Annotated in this window: 13 protein-coding genes; 8 read left to right on the forward strand and 5 right to left on the reverse strand. The window is 69.6% G+C overall.

What is annotated here, in order from left to right; all coding sequences use genetic code 11:
• The first annotated feature begins 8 nt into the window (after window positions 1-8).
• On the forward strand, window positions 9-1844 hold the full coding sequence (locus tag ACWPOC_RS10275) for an acyl-CoA dehydrogenase (protein ID WP_455408568.1): 1836 nt from the start codon (window positions 9-11) through the stop codon (window positions 1842-1844).
• Window positions 1845-1982: 138 nt separating this feature from the next.
• The gene (locus tag ACWPOC_RS10280) at window positions 1983-3194 is read left to right on the forward strand and encodes an oxygenase MpaB family protein (RefSeq protein ID WP_455408569.1); all 1212 of its coding nucleotides are present in this window, start codon (window positions 1983-1985) and stop codon (window positions 3192-3194) included.
• Window positions 3195-3269: 75 nt separating this feature from the next.
• On the opposite strand, the gene ACWPOC_RS10285 is transcribed toward ACWPOC_RS10280, so the two are convergent.
• Both ACWPOC_RS10285 and ACWPOC_RS10290 read right to left on the reverse strand, forming a co-directional pair.
• Entirely contained in the window at window positions 3270-5780 is a 2511-nt protein-coding gene (locus ACWPOC_RS10285) for a VanW family protein (RefSeq protein ID WP_455408570.1), read from the reverse strand.
• 230 nt (window positions 5781-6010) lie between these two features.
• Window positions 6011-7324 carry an acetyl-CoA C-acetyltransferase gene (locus ACWPOC_RS10290; RefSeq protein ID WP_230790631.1) on the reverse strand — a complete coding sequence of 438 codons (1314 nt, stop codon included), beginning with the start codon at window positions 7322-7324 and terminating at the stop codon, window positions 6011-6013.
• A gap of 124 nt (window positions 7325-7448) precedes the next feature.
• Between ACWPOC_RS10290 and ACWPOC_RS10295 the strand changes: the two genes are divergently transcribed.
• Both ACWPOC_RS10295 and ACWPOC_RS10300 read left to right on the forward strand, forming a co-directional pair.
• A complete protein-coding gene (locus tag ACWPOC_RS10295; protein WP_120283685.1) occupies window positions 7449-8795 on the forward strand; it encodes a 3-oxoacyl-ACP reductase in 1347 nt (448 codons plus the stop codon).
• Window positions 8796-9653: a MaoC/PaaZ C-terminal domain-containing protein gene (locus ACWPOC_RS10300; RefSeq protein WP_120280368.1), complete on the forward strand. Its 858-nt coding sequence runs from the start codon at window positions 8796-8798 to the stop codon at window positions 9651-9653. It begins immediately after the preceding gene.
• Window positions 9654-9763: 110 nt separating this feature from the next.
• Here ACWPOC_RS10300 and ACWPOC_RS10305 read toward each other — a convergent pair whose 3' ends face one another.
• Both ACWPOC_RS10305 and ACWPOC_RS10310 read right to left on the reverse strand, forming a co-directional pair.
• Window positions 9764-10372, reverse strand: coding sequence for a TetR/AcrR family transcriptional regulator (locus ACWPOC_RS10305; RefSeq protein ID WP_006552668.1), 609 nt, complete (start codon window positions 10370-10372; stop codon window positions 9764-9766).
• A gap of 75 nt (window positions 10373-10447) precedes the next feature.
• On the reverse strand, window positions 10448-11638 hold the full coding sequence (locus ACWPOC_RS10310) for a glycoside hydrolase family 3 N-terminal domain-containing protein (RefSeq protein WP_120280369.1): 1191 nt from the start codon (window positions 11636-11638) through the stop codon (window positions 10448-10450).
• A 113-nt stretch (window positions 11639-11751) separates the two neighbouring features.
• Here ACWPOC_RS10310 and ACWPOC_RS10315 point away from each other — a divergent pair, with 113 nt between their 5' ends.
• From ACWPOC_RS10315 to ACWPOC_RS10330, 4 genes are all read left to right on the forward strand, one after another.
• Complete coding sequence (locus ACWPOC_RS10315) at window positions 11752-12219, forward strand: universal stress protein (protein ID WP_019290888.1); 468 nt, start codon at window positions 11752-11754, stop codon at window positions 12217-12219.
• A gap of 55 nt (window positions 12220-12274) precedes the next feature.
• Window positions 12275-13357: an isochorismate synthase gene (locus ACWPOC_RS10320; protein WP_268654603.1), complete on the forward strand. Its 1083-nt coding sequence runs from the start codon at window positions 12275-12277 to the stop codon at window positions 13355-13357.
• Between the two features lie 140 nt (window positions 13358-13497).
• A complete protein-coding gene (locus ACWPOC_RS10325; protein WP_006552672.1) occupies window positions 13498-13671 on the forward strand; it encodes a DUF2613 domain-containing protein in 174 nt (57 codons plus the stop codon).
• Window positions 13652-17938: an alpha-(1->3)-arabinofuranosyltransferase domain-containing protein gene (locus tag ACWPOC_RS10330; protein ID WP_455408571.1), complete on the forward strand. Its 4287-nt coding sequence runs from the start codon at window positions 13652-13654 to the stop codon at window positions 17936-17938. The genes ACWPOC_RS10325 and ACWPOC_RS10330 overlap by 20 nt, the downstream gene beginning before the upstream one ends.
• On the opposite strand, the gene ACWPOC_RS10335 is transcribed toward ACWPOC_RS10330, so the two are convergent.
• Complete coding sequence (locus ACWPOC_RS10335) at window positions 17827-18999, reverse strand: acyltransferase family protein (RefSeq protein ID WP_455408572.1); 1173 nt, start codon at window positions 18997-18999, stop codon at window positions 17827-17829. The two genes, ACWPOC_RS10330 and ACWPOC_RS10335, sit on opposite strands and share 112 nt — an antisense overlap.
• Window positions 19000-19107: the final 108 nt, after the last annotated feature.

A 19107-nucleotide genomic window follows, 5' to 3' on the forward strand; every position in this document is an offset into this window, starting at 1 on the left:
CCGACGACATGGGCCATTACAAGAGCAACCTCCGCGACCTCGAGTTCAACCTGTTCGAGTTCCTGAAGATTCAGAAGGTCCTCGAAGCCGGCAAGTTCGGCGATCTGGACGAGGACACCGCACGCGGCATCCTCGCCGAGGTCAAGGCGCTGGCCGAGGGGCCGGCCGCCGAAGGCTTCGCCGAAGCCGACCGCAACCCGCCGGTCTTCGACCCCGAGACCCATTCGGTGTCGCTTCCCGAGCCCTTCAAGAAGTCGTTCCGCGCCTGGTGGGACGCCGGTTACTGGTCGATGGGCATCCCCGAGGAGATCGGCGGCACCGACGCACCCCGCAGCCTCCTGTGGGCCGTCAACGAGATGATGCTCGGAGCCCAGCCTGCGGCGTTCATGTACGCGGCCGGCCCGGCCTTCGCGGGCGTGCTCTACGACAACGGCACCGATGAGCAGAAGCAGTGGGCCGCCACCTGCGTCGAGCGCGGCTGGGGCGCCACCATGGTCCTCACCGAGCCCGACGCCGGTTCCGACGTCGGCGCAGGTCGCACCAAGGCGATCAAGCAGGACGACGGCTCCTGGCACATCGAGGGCGTCAAACGGTTCATCACCTCGGCCGACTCCGACGACCTGTTCGAGAACATCTTCCACCTCGTCCTCGCCCGCCCCGAGGGCGCCGGCCCCGGCACCAAGGGCCTGTCGCTGTTCTTCGTCCCGAAGTTCCACTTCGACTTCGAGAAGAACGAGATGGGCGAGCGCAACGGCGTCTTCGTCACCAACGTCGAGCACAAGATGGGCATCAAGGCCTCCGCGACCTGCGAGGTCACTTTCGGCGGCCACGGTGTTCCGGCCCAGGGCTGGCTCGTCGGTGAGGTCCACAACGGCATCGCGCAGATGTTCGACGTCATCGAGCACGCCCGCATGATGGTCGGCACGAAGGCCATCGCGACCCTGTCGACCGGCTACCTCAACGCCCTCGACTACGCCAAGGAGCGCATCCAGGGCGCCGACCTGACCCAGATGTCCGACAAGACCGCCCCGCGCGTGTCGATCATGCACCACCCGGACGTCCGTCGTTCGCTCGCGATGCAGAAGGCCTACTCCGAGGGCCTGCGCGCCGTGTACCTGTACACCGCCGCCCACCAGGACGACGCCGTCGCCGAGCAGGTCTCCGGCGCCGACGCCGGTCTCGCGCACCGCATCAACGACCTGCTGCTGCCGGTCGTCAAGGGCTGCGGCTCCGAGCGGGCCTACCAGTACCTGAAGGATTCGCTCCAGACCCTCGGCGGTTCGGGCTTCCTGCAGGACTACCCGATCGAGCAGTACATCCGCGACTCGAAGATCGACTCGCTGTACGAGGGCACCACCGCCATCCAGGCGCAGGACTTCTTCTTCCGGAAGATCGCCCGCGACCGCGGTGTGGCGCTCGCCCACGTCGCCGGTGAGATCAAGAAGTTCGTCGAGCGCGACGACGCCGACCAGCGCCTGAAGAAGGAGCGCACGCTCCTGGCCACCGCCCTCGGCGAGACCCAGACGATGGTCGCCACGCTCACCCAGTACCTCATGGGTGCGCAGGAGCAGCCCACCGAGCTGTACAAGGTCGGCCTCGGTTCGGTCCGCTTCCTCGAGGCGTTCGGCGACCTGATGATCGGCTGGCTGCTGCTCGAGCACGCCGAGATCGCACTCTCCGCACTCGACGCCGGCGTCGATGCCTCGGACAAGGCGTTCTACGAGGGCAAGGTCGCGGCCGCGTCCTTCTTCGCCAAGAACGTCCTGCCGGAGCTGAGCGTCGCGCGTCAGATCATCACCGACGTCGACCTCGACATCATGGAGCTCGACGAAGCGGCGTTCTGATCGAACCGCTCACGGCGATAGCGCGATAGACGAGACCGACGTTGTGCGTGATTTCCCCACGGATTTCGCACACGACGTCGGTCTCGTCGTTTCGGGAGCAGCATTGACAACCTTTGTTGTCAGTAGCACTCTGAGCCCGTGACCATTACCGGCACGTCCACCACGACTCGGTACATGCGCGACCGCGAGAAGGCCGCCCGCATCACCGCACCCCTACGCCCGTTCGCGGGACGCGCTCCCGACGCCACGCCCGAGGAAGCGGACGCCCTGCGCCGTGCGCTGCTCGAGCGCGACGAACCGAGTGCCGAGTTGGTGCGGGCCATCCGGCGCGACCGCACCGTCACCCTCGCGCAGTTCCGCACCGCGCTCGCCGAGGGCATCGACGCTGTCCCCGACGCCCCTCCCGTGCTCCGGAAGTACTTCGAGATGCTCGAGGACACCCCCGACTGGGTCGACCGCGACAGGATCGCGCTCGGCGCCCGCACACTGCGCAGGGTCGGATCCGACGTCGGCGACGTCCTCGCATACGGCTCGCTGCTCGGCGGATACAACAACTCCGGTCCGCTGCCGGTGCTGACCTCGTCCGGTCGTCTCACAGGCGAGCGCACCCGTCGACGCATCGCCGAGACCGGGACGTGGTGGAACGGATGCGTCGCCGACGGCGGTCTCGAACGCTTCGGCGAAGGCTTCACGCTGTCGGTGCACGTGCGGCTGATGCACGCCTTCGTCGACTACCACCACGAGCACGACGGCGACTGGGACACCGAGTTCCGCGGGCTACCGGTCAACCAGTTCGACCAGGCCGGCACGCTGGGCCTGTTCTCGATCACCTTCCTGCTCCACACCCGCGTCCTGGGGGTGCGATACACCCGGCGCGAGGCCGAGGCCGTCCTGCACCTGTGGGCGTATGTGGGGTGGTTGATGGGCGTCGACCCGAAGTGGCTCCGGTTCGAGGAGCGCGCGGGACTGCGGATGATGTACCAGATCGGGTCGTCCTCACCCGCCGCCGACGAGAACAGCCACATGCTCGCCAGGTCGCTCGTCGAACTGCCGCTCCACACGCGGTATCCGCGTTTCCAGGCGTTGCGTCGACGGTACGAATACGAACGCGGGCTGTCGCTCGCGACGACACTTCTCGGCCCGTCCGGGGTCCTCGCGCTGAAGGTTCCGCTACGTCCGCCGTGGTATCCGGTGGGTCGCATCGCCGTGAACGTCGTCAAACACCATGTGATCGGCCGCTTCCCTGCCGGGAAGGCGTGGCTGCAGCGGCACGGCGAGAAACAACTGCGCGACGCACAGCTCCGCATCCTCGACGGCGAGATCCCCGACGTGGTGCCGCTTCCGGAGTGACGAAGTAAGGGGAGGTTGTGTGCGTGTTCTTCGCCGGAACCGCACACAACCTCCCCGAAGTTTCGAGGACGTCCGCTACTCCTCTTCGGTTCCACCCGCTGCAGGTGCCTCGGCTGCCGGCGCTTCGGCCGCAGGCGATTCGGGTGCGGGCGCCGGTGCGTCCTCGGCCTCGGCGTCCTCCGCTCCGGTGTCGCCGGAGGTCGCGTCGTCGCCCCCACCGGAAGGCTCGTCGCTCGGTTCCGGTTCGGGGCTGATGCACTTCACGATCGGGACCGGGTCGTACCGGACCGTGCGGGTCGCGTTCGAGATCTGCGCACCCGTCCGTGCGTCGGTGACGATCCGGGTGTCGGTGACGGTGAAGCCCTGCGCGCCGCTCGACGGGATGCAAGCCGAACCGGCGGGCAACGTGATCGTGTTGGGCGAGGTGAAGTTCGTGCGGTTGCCGGTGATCGACTGGACGTCGACGGTCTTGGTGCCCCAGATGCGCACTGTGATGTCGGAGCTCGTGCCGATCGTCTGGATCAGGACGCCCGTGTCGAACGGGTTGCGGAACTTCAGGTCGATGGCGCCGTCGTAGATCGTGGCCTCGCGGGCCGCCGGGTACCGGGAGATGTAGTAGCTGTGCTCGGTGTGCTCGACGTCCTCCATCCCGGCGAAGTAGGTCGCGTTGTAGAGGGTGGTCGCGAGCTGGCTGATGCCGCCGCCCACGGCCTTACCGGGACGTCCGGCCTCGATGATGCCCGACTCGATGTACCCCTGCGCCGCACCGCGCGGACCGGTGTAGTCGTTGAAGGAGAAGGTCTCCCCCGGCTTGACGATGGCACCGTTGATCTCCTGCGCGGCCAGCCGGATGTTGACGCCGGAGGCGTATTCGAAGCCGCTGGTGGTGAACTCCGAGACCACTTCCTTGATGCCGAGCTTCTCGGCGCCTTCGGTGGTGAGTTCGGGTTCGGCCTTCTTGTACACCGCGTCGGTGCTGCGGTCGCCCTCCTCCTTCAGCAGGTCGGGCAACCTCTCGAGGGTGACGGGCCAATCGACCATCTCGCCGGTCTCGCTGGGCACGATCGTCGGACGACCACCGTCGAGGACGATCCGCGCATCCTTCGGCTCCGTCTCCGACGGGGCGAGCTGCGGCGCGAGGATGCCGATCGCGGCCTCGGTGTTGTACTGCGGTTCGAGTCCGCCCGAACCGTCCGGCACGAACGACAGGACGGCGCCCACCGCATCGCGCGGCAGCACACCGACGGCCCCGTCGAGTCCCCGGACGACCAGATCCTGTGCCACGGCCGGAACGGCGACCTCCGCCAGCGCCCGGTCGAGGCCCTCGCGGGTGACGGTGACGTCGACGCTCTCGACGGGCAGCGAGACGTCGCCGTACGGCCAGCGCTCGGCGAAGACGTCGCCTGCGACGGCCACGTCGAGTTGCTGGCCGGGCTGCGGCGTCACCGGAACGGGTGTGCCGTCCTCGAAGACGATGTTGCCCTCGCGCGGTTCGTGCGCGGCGGCGGCAGCGGCCTTCTCGATGGCTGCGGAGAGAGCGACCTCGTCGCGCGTGGAGACCACGCCGACCTCGTCGTTCCCGAAGAACGACGCGAGTCGCGTGAACGGATTGAGCGGCTGCGAACCCACCTGGTCGAGCGTCGCGAGCCAGTCGATCCCGATCCCGGCCTCCGACGGCACGATCTGCCCCTGGGTGTCGCCGGCGGTGACGTCGACGGGCATGTCGAGACGCGGCGTCAGTTGCTCGGTGAGTTCGGCCTCGGCCGCGTCGAGCGACATGCCGCCGATCTCGACACCTGCGACGGTGACGCCGCGCGGCACCTTGCCCGACGACAACGCCAGATCCGCCACGTAGAACACGGCGAGCAGTGCGACGACGCCACCGACGACGAGCGCGATCGTGCGCCGGGGCAGATTCGATCCCGGCTTACCCGGTTCGTCGCCGTCTCCGCCGGAGCCTCCCGGTCCGCCGGTGGGCGGAGGAGTGACGGGAGGCGGCCCCTGCGGCGGCGGACCCGCCTGCATCTGCTGGGTCGGCTGGTCGCCCTGCGGTGGGTGGGCAGCCGAGGGCAGTGCCGTCGACGTGGGTGGGACGGGAGCCCCCGCCTGTTCGGGACCGGGTTGTGCCGGGTTCTGTTCCCCCTGCGAACGGAGGAGCCGATCGGTGGCGGCGGACGATCCGTCGTCCGGTGCCCGATCCCCCGGCGCGACGACCGGGATGACCGCGGTGGGCGCCTCCGAGGGATGGACGTTCTCGGTCGGGGGCTCGTCCGCGCCGGTGGAAGCTGCCGTGTTCTCGGTTCGGGCCTCTGCAAGAGCCTGCGGGGCAGCCATGACTTCGGTCTTCGGCTCTCCGACCTGCGTCTCCGCCGGTCCGCTCGCCTCCGGCGTTTCGGCGGCTGCCGGTTGCGGAGCCTCGGCCTGCGCCTCGGCCACCTCCCGGTGAGGATCGACCGCTTCGAAACGCTCGGTAGGAGCCGACGCACCCTCGGCCTCGCGAGCCGACTCCGCCGTCGAACCGACGTTCTCGGTTCGTGCGTCGTCGTGCTCGTGAGGGGACTCGTCGGTCCCGTTGCTGCCGCTCACCCGGATCCCTTCGCAAAGCTGGGCGCGCCGTCGAATTCGCGCGCCGACTACCTGGTTTCAAGGGTAGTGCCCCAGCTTCGGGCGGCTGCGCCCGGAATGCGAAGACCCCGCGTTGCTACCAGGTCGGGGGTCAGGCAGCAGCGCGGGGTCGCTGGGTCTATCGCTGTCCGTCGCGGAGCGTTACACACCGAACGGAACTTTTTTCCTCAACGACTTCCGAGGGGTGTCGATCAGGCCTCGAGAATCGCCGTCACACCCTGTCCACCTGCGGCGCAGATGGAGATCAGGCCGCGGACGGGCTTGCCGGTCTCCTGCTTCTTCTCGTGCAGCATCTTCGCCAGCGAGGCGACGATCCGGCCGCCGGTCGCGGCGAACGGGTGGCCGGCCGCCAGCGACGAGCCGTTGACGTTGAGCTTGCTGCGGTCGATCGAGCCGAGCGGGGCGTCGAGGCCCAGCTTGCCCTTGCAGTACTCCTCCGACTCGAACGCCTGGAGTGTGGCGAGCACCACGGAGGCGAACGCCTCGTGGATCTCGTAGAAGTCGAAGTCCTGCAGGGTCAGGCCGTTGCGCTGCAGCAGGCGCGGGATGGCGTAGGTGGGCGCCATGAGCAGCCCGTCGCCGCCGTGGATGTAGTCGACCGCAGCGGTCTCGGAGTCGACGAGGTAGGCGAGCACCGGCAGCTTGCGCTCGGCGGCCCACTCCTCGCTCGACAGCAGCGCGGCCGACGCGCCGTCGGTGAGCGGCGTCGAGTTGCCGGCAGTCATGGTGGCGTCACCGAGCTTGGTGCCGAAGACCGGTTTCAGCGTCGACAGCTTCTCCACCGACGAGTCGGGACGCAGGTTGTCGTCGCGGGTCAGCCCGAGGAACGGGGTGACGAGGTCGTCGAAGAAACCGCGGTCGTAGGCGGCGGCCATGTTGCGGTGGCTCGCGACGGCGAGCTCGTCCTGCGCCTCGCGGGCGATACCGAACTCCTTGGCGGTGATCGCGGCGTGCTCACCCATCGACAGGCCGGTGCGCGGCTCACCGTTGCGCGGGATCTCGATGCCGAGCATCGACGGGCGGACGTTGCCGAGCAGCTTGACCCGGTCGGCCGTGGTGCGGGCCCGGTTCAGAGAGAGCAGGAACTCGCGGAGCTGGTTGTTCACGGCGATCGGAGCGTCGGAGGTGGTATCGACGCCACCGCCGATACCCGCCTCGATCCGTCCGGCGGCGATGGCGTCGCCGACCGCGATGATCGACTGCAGGCCGGTGCCGCAGGCCTGCTGCAGATCCCAGGCCGGGGTGTAGGGGCTCAGCGCACTGCCGAGCACGCTTTCACGCACGAGGTTGAAGTCGCGGGCGTGCTTGAGGACCGCACCGCCGACGACGGCACCGAGGCGCTCACCCTGCAGGTTGAAGCGGCCGACGAGACCGTCGAGGGTGGCGGTGAACATGTCCTGGTTGGACGCGCGGGCGTACTTGCGGTCGGACCGGGCGAACGGGATCCGGTTGCCTCCGAGAACGGCGACACGGCGCTGCTGCGTGGAACGGGCTTTGGTGGTCACTGGTGTCTCCCGGTTTCGGACGGATTCGAATTCTGGCTACTATTCTTACTCACGGGTAAGTTTGTTGTCGAACACGCTTGCTGTCGAACACTGCACCGACGACCGAATCGAAGAAGGTGGAATCGTGGCCGAAGCCAAGGGCGCCCCCAAGCTCTACGCCCAGCTCATCTCGTCCGCACCCGGAGCGTTCCTCGCCAAGCAGTTCGGTCTGCCACAGCCCGAGAAGCTCCGGCGCTACCAGCCCGGCGAGCCCCCGCTCCCCGGCCCCGTCCTGCTCGGCGGCAACGGCCGCCTGGTCGAACCGATCCGCAACCTCCTGAGCGACTACACGTTCGCCGAGCCGTCCGACACGAAGTTCGGCGCACTCGTCTTCGACGCTACCGGCATCACCGACCCCGCGGGCCTCGAACAGCTCTTCACGTTCTTCCAGCCCACCCTGCGCAATCTCGCCCCGAGCGGCCGCGTCGTCGTCCTCGGCACCACGCCCGAGGAAGCCGGATCGGTCGACGAGCGCATCGCTCAGCGCGCCCTCGAGGGCTTCACGCGCAGCGTCGGCAAGGAACTGCGTCGCGGCGCGACCGTGCAGCTCGTCTACGTCTCCCCGAAGGCCGCGACCGGCCTGTCCGGTGTGGAGTCGACGCTGCGCTTCCTGCTCTCGGCGAAGTCGGCCTTCGTCGACGCCCAGGTGATCCGCATCGGTGAGGGCGACGCCACCGCCCCCGAGTCGTGGGAGCGCCCGCTCGCCGGCAAGGTCGCGGTCGTCACCGGCGCGGCCCGCGGCATCGGCGCGACGATCGCCGAGGTCCTCGCCCGCGACGGCGCGACCGTCGTCGCCGCCGACGTCCCCGCGGCCGGCGACGCGCTGACCCAGACCGCCAACAAGGTCGGCGGCACCGCCTTCGCGCTCGACGTCACCGCCCCCGACGCCGGCGAGAAGCTCGCCGCGCACCTGCTCGAGCGTCACGGCGGCGCCGACATCATCGTCCACAACGCCGGCATCACCCGCGACAAGCTGCTCGTCAACATGGACGCCGCCCGCTGGAACGCCGTGATGGGTGTGAACCTGATCGCCCCGCAGAAGATCACCGACGTGCTCGTCGAGAAGGGCGCGCTGAAGGAGGGCGGCCGGGTCATCGACGTGTCGTCGATCGCCGGTATCGCCGGTAACCGCGGCCAGACCAACTACGGCGCCTCGAAGGCCGGTGTCATCGGCCTCGTCCAGGCGACCAGCGAGGCGCTCGCCGACAAGAAGATCACCGTCAACGCCGTCGCTCCGGGCTTCATCGAGACCGCCATGACGGCCGCGATCCCGGTCGCCACCCGCGAGGCCGGCCGCCTGATGAGTTCGCTGCAGCAGGGCGGCGAGACCGTCGACGTCGCCGAGACCGTCGCGTGGTTCGCGAACCCCGCGTCGAGCGCCGTGACCGGGCAGGTCGTGCGCGTGTGCGGCCAGTCCATGCTGGGGGCCTAGATGGCACGGATCGAACTGCCCTCGCTGCCGTCGACCTTCGACATCTACAGCCGGGCCGTGCTCGGGGCACTGCCCGTCGTGGGCGCCTCGGGCGACAGCCTGCCCGACGACGTCCTGGTCCTGCGGTCGCTGAAGGTCGATCCCGACGATCTCGCCGAGTACACCAAGGTGTGCGGGTTGCGGTTCGGCGACAGCCTGCCGCTGACCTATCCGTTCGTCCTCACGTTCCCGCTCGTGATGAAACTGATGGTGTCGAAGGGCTTTCCGTTCGCCGCCGTCGGTTCGGTGCACGCCGAGAACGTGATCGAGCAGTTCCGGCCGATCTCGGTCACCGAGCCGCTCGACATCGCGGTGCACGCGGAGAACATGCGCGAACACCGTAAGGGCCTGCTCGTCGATCTCGTCAGCGAGGTCAACGTCGGACGCGAGCTGGTGTGGCGGCAGACGTCGACCTTCCTGCACCAGCAGCGCACGTCGCTGTCGGGTCAGCCCAAGCCGGAGCCGAAGGAGGAGGAGATCCCCCTGGTCCCCACCTCCACGCTGCGGGTCGACCAGAAGGTCATCGACCGCTACGCGGCGGTCTCCGGTGACCGCAACCCGATCCACGTCTCGACCCTGGGTGCCAAGGCCTTCGGATTTCCGAAGACCATCGCCCACGGCATGTGGAGCGCGGCGGCCACCCTGTCGGCAGTCGAGGGGCGGATTCCCGGCAAGGTGACCTACGCGGTGCGGTTCGGGAAGCCGGTGCTGTTGCCGTCGTCGCTGAGCCTGTACGCGCAGCACGTCGCCGACGGGTGGGATCTGGCACTGCGGCATCCGAAGAAGCAGTACCCGCACTTGACCGCCACGCTGCGGTAGGACGGGAACAACCCAGATTTCGGGCGGGACGGGACGCGATGGGGGCGTTCCGCCCCGCCCGAACCCTTGTGTGAATATCCTTGCGGCCGAAGCATTCCCGGCGAGAAGAATCAGTGCATCTGGTCGGAACGCTTGCGTCCCGCGAGACCGCGCCAGGCCAGGTTCTCGAGCAGATCCGCAGCCTGCTGCACGTCGATCTCACCGCCGGCGATGCGGTCGGCGACGGCCTCACCGGCACCGACGAGCGCGACGGCCATGATCGTGAAGTTCGTGTCGGGTTCCGGATCGCGCGTGCTCGATTCGAGCAGATGCGCGGTGAGTTCGATCAGCCGGTCGCGGCTGCCCTGTACCTGGGGCGCGAAGGCCTGCTGCGACAGCGCCTGACGATAGAGGACCATCCACGACGGCCGGTGCTCGTCGACGAAGCCGAGGAACGACTCGAGCGCGACCCGCAGTTGTTCACGCGGGGCGAGGGTGGGATCACCCGCCGGTGTGAGCGCCTCGACGAACCGCTGTCCCTCGCGGGCGATGCACGCCGCGAACAACTCGTCCTTCGACCCGTAGTACAGGTAGAGCATCGGCTTCGAGATCGACGCCCGCGCTGCGATGGCGTCCATGGACGTGTTGTGGAAACCGTGCTCGGAGAACACTTCGACGGCGGCGTCCAGCATCTGTTGCTCGCGGACCGCACGCGGCAGTCGCTTGGTTCCGCCCGCCATGACTCCTCCCGGACTCCTCGAATGAATTTCTTACTCTACGGTAGGAAGCCTGTGGTCGAAGCAACCTGCGACATTTCAGCAGTCCAGGGCGCCCTTCGCGCGTGTCACGGTCCGTACCGACTCGTCGACCCATTCCGGTGAGAGCGTGCCCTCCGCGACGACCTGCTCGAGATGGTCGAGCACGGCGGGCACCTCGTCGGTGGTCAGCCACAGTGCCTGGTTCACGCCCGCCACCATCGCGGCCTCGACGGCCTCGGTGATGCCGTAGGTGTCAGTGATCGCGCGCATCCCCGACAGGTCGTCGGTGAAGATCACGCCACCGAAGGCGGGGCCGCCGTAGGCACCCGAGCGGAGCAGGTCCACCGCTGCCGGGCTGATGCTCGCGGGCAGGCCGCCGGTCAGACCCGGCACGTCGAGGTGACCGAGCATGACGCCCACCTCGGGCGAGACCAGGCTGCGGTACGGCACGAGATCGCTCTGCTGCAGTTGCTCGATCGGCGGGGTCGTCACGGCACCGGTGTGCGAATCACCGGAGGCCGAGCCGTGACCCGGGAAGTGCTTGAGCACCGGCATGATTCCGGCGTCGATCAGTCCTCGCGCATAGGCGCCGGCGTACTGCGTGACGACCTCGGGATCGTCGGAGAACGAACGGTCGCCGATGACGGAGTCGTCGGGCTGGCTGCTCACGTCGACGTCCGGCGCGAAGTCGACGGTGATGCCCAGCGACTTCAGTTCCTGTCCGCGTTCGAACGCCATCCGGTAGGTCTCGTCGACCGTCATCGTCTGCGCCGTCACCCGCGCGGACGGATCGGGTCCGAACAGGTCGCCCACGCGCGACACGCGGCCGCCCTCCTCGTCGATCGTGACCATGAGCGGCAATGCGCTCTGCGCGGCCACCTGCGGCACGAGACCGTCGGTGAGCATCGACGCGTCGGTCCAGCTGCCGATGAAGATGCCGCCGATCTGCTCGGATTCGACGATGGTCTGCGCGTCGGCGGCTCCGGTGACTCCGACGTTGAGCAACTGGGCGAGCTTCTGCCGCAGCGTCAGCCGGGCGAGCAGATCGTCGCCGCAGGTCGCCGACGTCGCGGCCGCGGTCGCCTCGGTGGTCGTGGTGGTGGACGAGGCGGGCGCGGTGTCGGACGAGGCGGGCGCCGGGCTCGACGTCGTCTCGACCGGGTCGTCGCCGCCCGAATCGGACGAACCGCATCCCGCGGTGGTGAGGGCGACCGCGAGCACGGCGGCGACAGTGTGACGGATCCGCATGGTGCCGACGGTAGCGGACGAACCTCGAAGACCCACAGCTCGAACCTCCCCCAGGGACGCTCCGGCGGGTTAAGGTGCACCCGAGCATCCGAATCCGACCCAGGGGGTACGCGGTGGGCGCAGATCTGATCCTCATCGCCTACGACGGTTCCGAGAACTCGAAGCGTGCCGTGCAGTATGCGGGTCGTTTCCTCGAGTCGTGCCGCGCCGTCGTCGTCACCGCCTGGGAGCCGATGGTCCGGCAGGCCGCCCGCATGTCCGGCCTGTCCGGTGTCATGCAACCCGACTGGGTGCCCGACGAGGACAGCGAGGACGTCGCCCTGTCCGACGCCCGCATCACCAACGACGAGGGTCTCGAGATGGCACGCTCGGTAGGTCTGCACGCCGAGGGCCGCACCGTCGAGGTCGTCAACGCGGTGTGGTCGGCGATCATCGAGGCCGCCGACGAGCTGGACGTCGACATCATCGTCACCGGCACCCGCGGCACCACCGGTCTGCGGTCGCTGTTGCAGTCGTCGGTGGCCGATCACGTGCTCCGGCACAGTCACCGGCCGGTCCTGATCGTGCCGCCGGGTCGCTGACGCCCCGTACCGGGTCACCGGCGCCGGGTGCGGGCAGGGATATTGTCGATCCACCATGGACGGATTCCTGCTCTCGCGCGCCGAACGCTCGGTGCACGCCACCGGCACCCGCCGGTTCTTCGACGACGTCCACTCCGCCACGCAGGCACTCCGCAGCGGTAAGGCGACGATCGTCGTCGGTGCACTGCCGTTCTCGCGGCACCGTCCGGTGGCCCTCGCGCAGCCCGACGACGTCGAGATCGTCGACGGCCCGTGGCAGGCCCCTCCCGACCTGTCGGACCTGCCGCCGGTGCGGATCTCCGCCGAACTGCCGCTGCCCCGCGTGCACGTCGAGCGGGTGCGCCGGCTCGTGGAGCAGATGTCCCTCGGGGAGATGGAGAAGGTCGTCGCCGCCCGGCGGGTCACGCTCGAGGCCGACGAACCCCTCGACCCGCTCGCTCTCGCGGCCCGCATGATCGAACGCCATCCCGACGCGGCGACGTACGCGCTGGACCTGAGCGCGGCGGGCGAACGCTATTGGGGTCACACGCTGGTCGGGGCGACGCCCGAACTGCTCGTGAGCCGGCGCGGCGACACCGTCACGTGCCGTCCCCTCGCCGGGACCGCCGCACGCCGGGCCGATCCGGACGAGGACCGCCGCGCCGGTGAAGACCTGCTGACCTCGGACAAGAACCTCACCGAGCACGGTTACGTCGTCGACTGGATCCGCACCCGACTGGCCCCGCTGTGCAGCGACCTCGACATCCCCGACAAGCCCGAACTCACCGCGACACCCGATGTCTGGCATCTCGCCACGCCGATCACCGGCACCCTCCGCGACGCCGGCACCGACGCGCTCACCCTCGCCCACGTCCTGCACCCCACCCCGGCCGTGGCGGGCACCCCCACCGAGGCCGCGCTGGACGTGATCTCCCGGGTCGAGGGCGACCGGCGCTTCTACGGCGGCGCGGTGGGCTGGTGCGACGAACAGGGCGACGGCGACTGGTTCGTCGCCATCCGGTGCGCGGAGCTCAGTTCCGACGGCCGACGCGCCGTGACCTGGGCCGGAGGCGGCATCGTGGCCGATTCCGATCCCGTCGCCGAACTCGACGAGACCACCGCCAAACTGCGCACGCTGCTCGGCGTGCTGGGTGTGTAGCGCACCGCGGCAACGGTGAAGATCGACTCGGAGGCTCGCACCGTCCGCCGACGCCTTCCGGGGTGATAGTTTGGCGCGGACCGATAGACAGCGTGGCGGCCGGCGATGACTGCCTGCGTCACTGGAGATGGGGAGACGGAATGGGGAAGTTCCTGGGACCGGGCCTGGGTAGCGTGGTCGTCGGTGCCGTACTCGGTGCCGTGGCGGTCTTCGGTGTGACGGCCGCTGTGCAGGAGAATTCGCGCCCTCAGATCGATCGCAGTGGCAACGCCGATTCGTCCCTCCTGAACCAGGTTGAGTACGGCAGCCGCTGACGGCGCCGGCAACGCTTCGAGTTCACGCACGTACCGAGGCGAGACGGAGCTCCCGTCCGCCGAACCGCTGTCCCGCCGGTGGCTGTACGCAGTCACCGCGGTGGCGGTGATCCTGTCCTTCGCCCAGGTTCCGGGCCTGGTCGTCGCCGACACCAAGTACGACCTGACGCAGAACCCGATCGGATTCCTCACGCGCGCCGCTCACCAGTGGAGCAGTGTGGCGCCGCTCGGGCAGGTGCAGAACCAGGCGTACGGCTACTTCTTCCCGCACGGCTCGTTCTTCGCCGCGGGTCAACTTCTGCACATTCCCCCGTGGATCACCCAGCGGGTGTGGTGGGTGCTGCTACTCGTCGCCGGATTCTGGGGCCTCGTCCGCCTCGCCGAAGCCCTCGGCATCGGGAGCCGTAGCTCCCGTCTGATCGCGGCGACGGTGTTCGTGCTGTCCCCGCGCGTCCTCACGACGCTCGGTTCCATCTCGTCGGAAGCACATCCGATGATGCTGGCGCCGTGGGTGCTGCTACCGCTGGTGCGGTATCTGAACACGCCGAATCCGGGCTCGGCCCGCCGGCTCGCCGCGCAGTCCGCCGTGGCGGTGGCGCTCATGGGTGCGATCAACGCGGTCGCGACCGCCGCGGCCTGTCTCGTCGCGGCACTGTGGTGGGCCGCGCACCGCCCGAACCGGCGCTGGTGGCGCTTCACCCTGTGGTGGCTGCCGCTGTGCGTCGTCGCGGTGACCTGGTGGATGGTGCCGCTGCTGCTGCTCGGCCGCGTCAGCCCGCCCTTCCTCGACTTCATCGAATCGTCCGGTGTCACCACCGAGTGGACGTCGCTCGCCGAGGTGCTGCGCGGCACCAGCAGCTGGACGCCCTTCGTCTCCCCCGAACGCATCGCGGGCGCCGTGCTCGTCACGCAACCGGCCGCCGTCCTCGTCACCGGCGCTCTGGCCGCGGCCGGTCTCGCCGGCCTCGCGATGCGGTCGATGCCTGCGCGCGGTCGTTTCACCCTGATCCTCGTGGTGGGTCTCGTCGGCATGGGCGTCGGTTACGTCGGCGAGCTGGACTCACCGTTCGCCGAGCAGGTCCGGTTGTTCCTCGACACCGCCGGTGCGCCGCTGCGCAACGTCCACAAGCTCGAACCGCTCGTACGACTGCCGATCGTGCTCGGGATCGCGCACCTGTTGCGCGCCGTGCCACTGCCCGGATCGGTGCCGTGGTCGCGCGCCCGGAACGCCTTCGCGCATCCCGAACGCAATCCGACGGTCGCGGTGACGACGCTGATCCTCGTCGCGATGACGCTCGCGACCTCACTCGCGTGGACCGGGCGGCTCGCTCCGCGCGGCGCCTACGACGAGGTCCCCGAGCACTGGCACGCCGCGGCGGCCTGGCTCGAGGACAACACGAGCGAGCGCGGCGAACGCGCCCTCATCGTTCCCGGCGCGCCGTTCGGCAGCCAGATGTGGGGGCTCACCCGCGACGAACCGATGCAAGCACTCGCGTCGACGCCGTGGGCCGTGCGCGACGCCGTCCCGCTCGTGCCGCCCGGCGCCATCCGTGCCCTCGACGCCGTGCAACGCGACATCGCCGACGGTCGCCCGTCCGACGGTCTCGCCGCGACCCTGCGCGGTCAGGGCATCGGCTTCCTGGTGGTGCGCAACGACCTCGATCCCGACACCTCCCCCGCCGCGCGACCGGCACTCGTGCATCGCGCACTCGACGGTTCGCCGGGTATCGAGCGGGTCGCCGAGTTCGGTGACGACATCGTGTTCGACAACCCCGACGACTTCGTCACCGACGCCGACCTGCGACCTGCCTATCCGGCCGTGGAAATCTACCGCGTCGCCGAACCCGCCGCGGCGCCCGTCGGTCCCTACGTCGTGGACGTCGCCGACGTGCCGGTCGTGCAGGGCGGCCCCGAAGCGCTGCTGCGCCGCAACACCGCGCAGCCCGATTTCGTCGGTCCCACACTCCTCGCCGCCGACGCGGCCCGCGCGGGTCTGCCCGTCGACGAGCTGACGGTCACCGACACCCCGACGGACCGCGAGACGGACTACGGGCAGGTCGACCATCATTCGTCGACGATCCGCGCGGCCGACGACCCGCGCCGCACCCACAACGCCGTCCCCGACTATCCGGTGCCCGACACCGAACTCGTCCGCGCCGAATGGGAAGGCGCCCGCATCAGCGTGTCGAGCGCGGCGTCGGATGCCACCCAGCTCGGCGGCACGTCGGTCGCGAGCAGCCCGGCCGCGGTGGTCGACGGCGATCCGACGACCGGCTGGCACAGCAACGGTCTCGAATCGGCGATCGGCCAGTGGCTGCAGCTCGACCTCGACCGGCCGATCGAAGCGGGTCTGCTGCACCTGACGACGAGTTCCGGAGCCCTCGGCGATCCCGTCAAGTGGCTCGAGGTGTCCACCGACCGGGGCAGCACGGCGGTGCGCGTCGACGAACCGGGACGCGAACAGACGGTCGCGCTGCCGCTGGGCACCACCTCGTGGATCCGCATCACATCGGTCCACACCGAACGCGGCACGGTCGGCAACCAGTTCGGTCTCACCGAGGTGGTCGTCGAGGACTTCACCGACCGGAACGAACCGCACCCGATCGACATCCGTCGCCGCATCGTGGTGCCGGGCCCGGCCGAGGACGCCGCGGTGCGCGGATGGCAGCTCGGACAGGAATTCCCCGGCCGCGGCAGCTGTGTCGACACCGACGACCGCGTGCGCTGCGCGCGGGGACTCGCCACCTCCGCCGAGGAACCCGGCGTGTTCACCCGCACCCTGGACGTGCCGGAGGAGACCTGGGTCCGTCCGGAACTGCTCCTGCGCGGGCGTCCCGGGCCCGCGCTCGAGGATCTCGTGGACCGCTCGGATCGGGTCGTCGCGCGCGGTGACGCCGACGTCGTCGACCTGCAGGGCTCGGCGTTCGCCCTCACCGACGGTGATCCGCGGACGTCGTGGACCGCGGAGGAGAGCTCGCTCGAAGCAGGTGCGCCGCGGCCGTCGCTCACGCTGGAACTGCCCGAGGAACAACGCGTCACGGGATTGGACATCAGGGCGGCACTGGGAGCGCTGCCGGTCGCGCCGTCGCGGGTCGCGGTGAATCTCGGCAACGGACCGCAGGTGCGCGAACTCGACGGTGACGACACGACTGTCGACCTGACCCCGCACGTCACGGACCGGATCGAACTCACCGTGGTGCGCTGGCGCGACACCCTCGACCGCACCGTGCTGGGTTTCTCGAAACTCACCCCGCCCGGGCTCGCCGAGGTGTCGGTGCTCGGCGACGACGGGCCGATCGGGGCACAGGGATCCGTCTACGACGAGACGGTGACCGTCGACTGCGAGCGCGGACCCGTCGTGGAGATCGACGGGCGCAGCTACCGCACGTCGCTCACCGCGCGGGTCGCCGATCTCGCGGCGGGCGCGGAGGTTCCCGCGACGCTGTGCGACACCGACGTCGTCGGCACGAACCCGGGCCGGGTCGACATCGACGTCGATCCCGGTGCGGCCTTCGTCGTCTCGGGTCTGCGGCTCGACGTCCCCGGTTCCGATGCGCCCGTCGCGGAGCCGACGGAACTCGGCAAGGGCCGCTGGACGGAGAACCTGCGCGAGGTGACGGTTCCGGCGGGCGACGAGGACCGGCTCGTGGTGGTGCCCGAGAGCACCAACGTCGGCTGGGTCGCCCGCACCCCGGACGGTGCCGTGGCGACGCCGGTCGTCGTGGACGGCTGGCAGCAGGGCTGGATCGTGCCGGCCGGACCGGAGCAGACGCTGACCCTCGAGTTCGCGACCGACCGCTGGTACCGGCTCGGGATCTTCGGCGGGTTGCTGTTGCTCGTCCCGTTGTTCGCGGCGGCCGTGTGGCCGCGGCGGCGCGTCGACGATCCGGGCCCGATGCCGCAGACCTGGGGTTCGTCTGCTCTCGCGCTGACCGGTGTGCTGGTCGCGGCGACGCTCCTCGCGGGATGGATCGGTGCCGCCGTCGCGGTCGCCGGCGCGGTGGGGATCGGTGCGCTCGCGGTGCGCCGCGGACCCGACCTGGCGTCGCGCGTGCTCGTGGGCACCGCGGGCGGCGCGACGATGCTCGCGATGGCGCTGCTGTCCACAGGGCCGTGGCGATCACCCGACGGATATGTCGGGCACTCGTTCCTGATTCAGTTCGCGGCGCTCGTCGGCGTGGTCGCAGTGGGCCTGGCGGCGGTACCGCGCCGGGCCTTGTCCCAGCGGTGGAAGGCGGCCCGCGCCGGCTCCTCGACGAGGGCGTAGCTGACGGACGCGACGGCCAGGCTCAGCACGACCGTCACCGTCAGGACGAACCAGAAGTGCCCCGCGAAGGCCGGGATCCCGAAGACGGGGAAGACGATCGACAGCACCGCGAGGTGCCAGATGAACACGCCGTACGACCAGCGTCCGACGGCCAGCGCAGCCGGGCTCGCCAGGATGCGGTGCCGCCGGCGCGGCGCGAGGGTCAGCGGGGCGAGCAGCGCGAAGCTCATGATCGCGCCCAGGACGATCTTGGCGAGATATTCGGTGGGTGCGAGGTCGGTGAGCGTCTCCGGTCCGGCCAGCGGGGTGGCCGCGGCCGCGAAGGCGCCGACGGCGATCGCTCCCATCACCGCGCGCCGCGCCGCGAGCCGGTGCACCCACGTCTCGGGTCCGGTGACGAGTTCGGCGAGGATCATGCCTGCCGCGAACCAGGGCAGGTAGCCGGGCAGCCAGTTGGTGTGATTGATGTGGTCGGGGGTGCTCACCGGAACCCACGCCCACAGCAGCGACAGTCCGCTCACGGAAAGCAGCAGTGGGACGCGGTAGCGGGCAGCGTGCCCGCGCAGCCCACTCACCGCCAGGGCCAGCAGCGGCAGCACGAGGTAGAAGGCCACCTCCACCGACAGACTCCACATCTGGGTGAGGCCCTCGGTGAGGGTGAGTGGGACGAACACCTGCACGAGCGCAAGATTCGACCACCACACCGTCGCGCCGCCGCCCGCACCGGGCAGCAACCACAGCACCAGGATCACGACGGTCCAGTAGGCGGGGAGGATGCGGGTCGCGCGGGAGAGGAAATAGCGGGTCGTCGAGGGGGACGGTCCGAGCCCGCGGGCCGCCGCGGCGTGCGGACGCCACAGCAGGAAACCGGACAGGGCGAAGAACAGGGCGACGGCGAGGTCGAACCGTGCCCACACCCGGCCGATCAGCGGGTCGTGCACTGCGCCGGTCTGGAACGCGACGTGGGTGATCAACACACCCACTGCTGCGAAACCGCGCATCCCTTCGAGTGCAGGAAGGAATCCGCTCACGCTGCGGGTCCGGTCGGTGGTGGTGGTCATCGGGCACCAGTGTGCCGTGTCGCGGGGCGGCGGACAGAGCAGGATCGCCCGGAACGGGACGATCCCGGCAGCGACGAAGATCGACTACCGATCCGTCCCAGCGGTGAG

The organism is Rhodococcus sp. 5G237 (genome assembly GCF_053764735.1).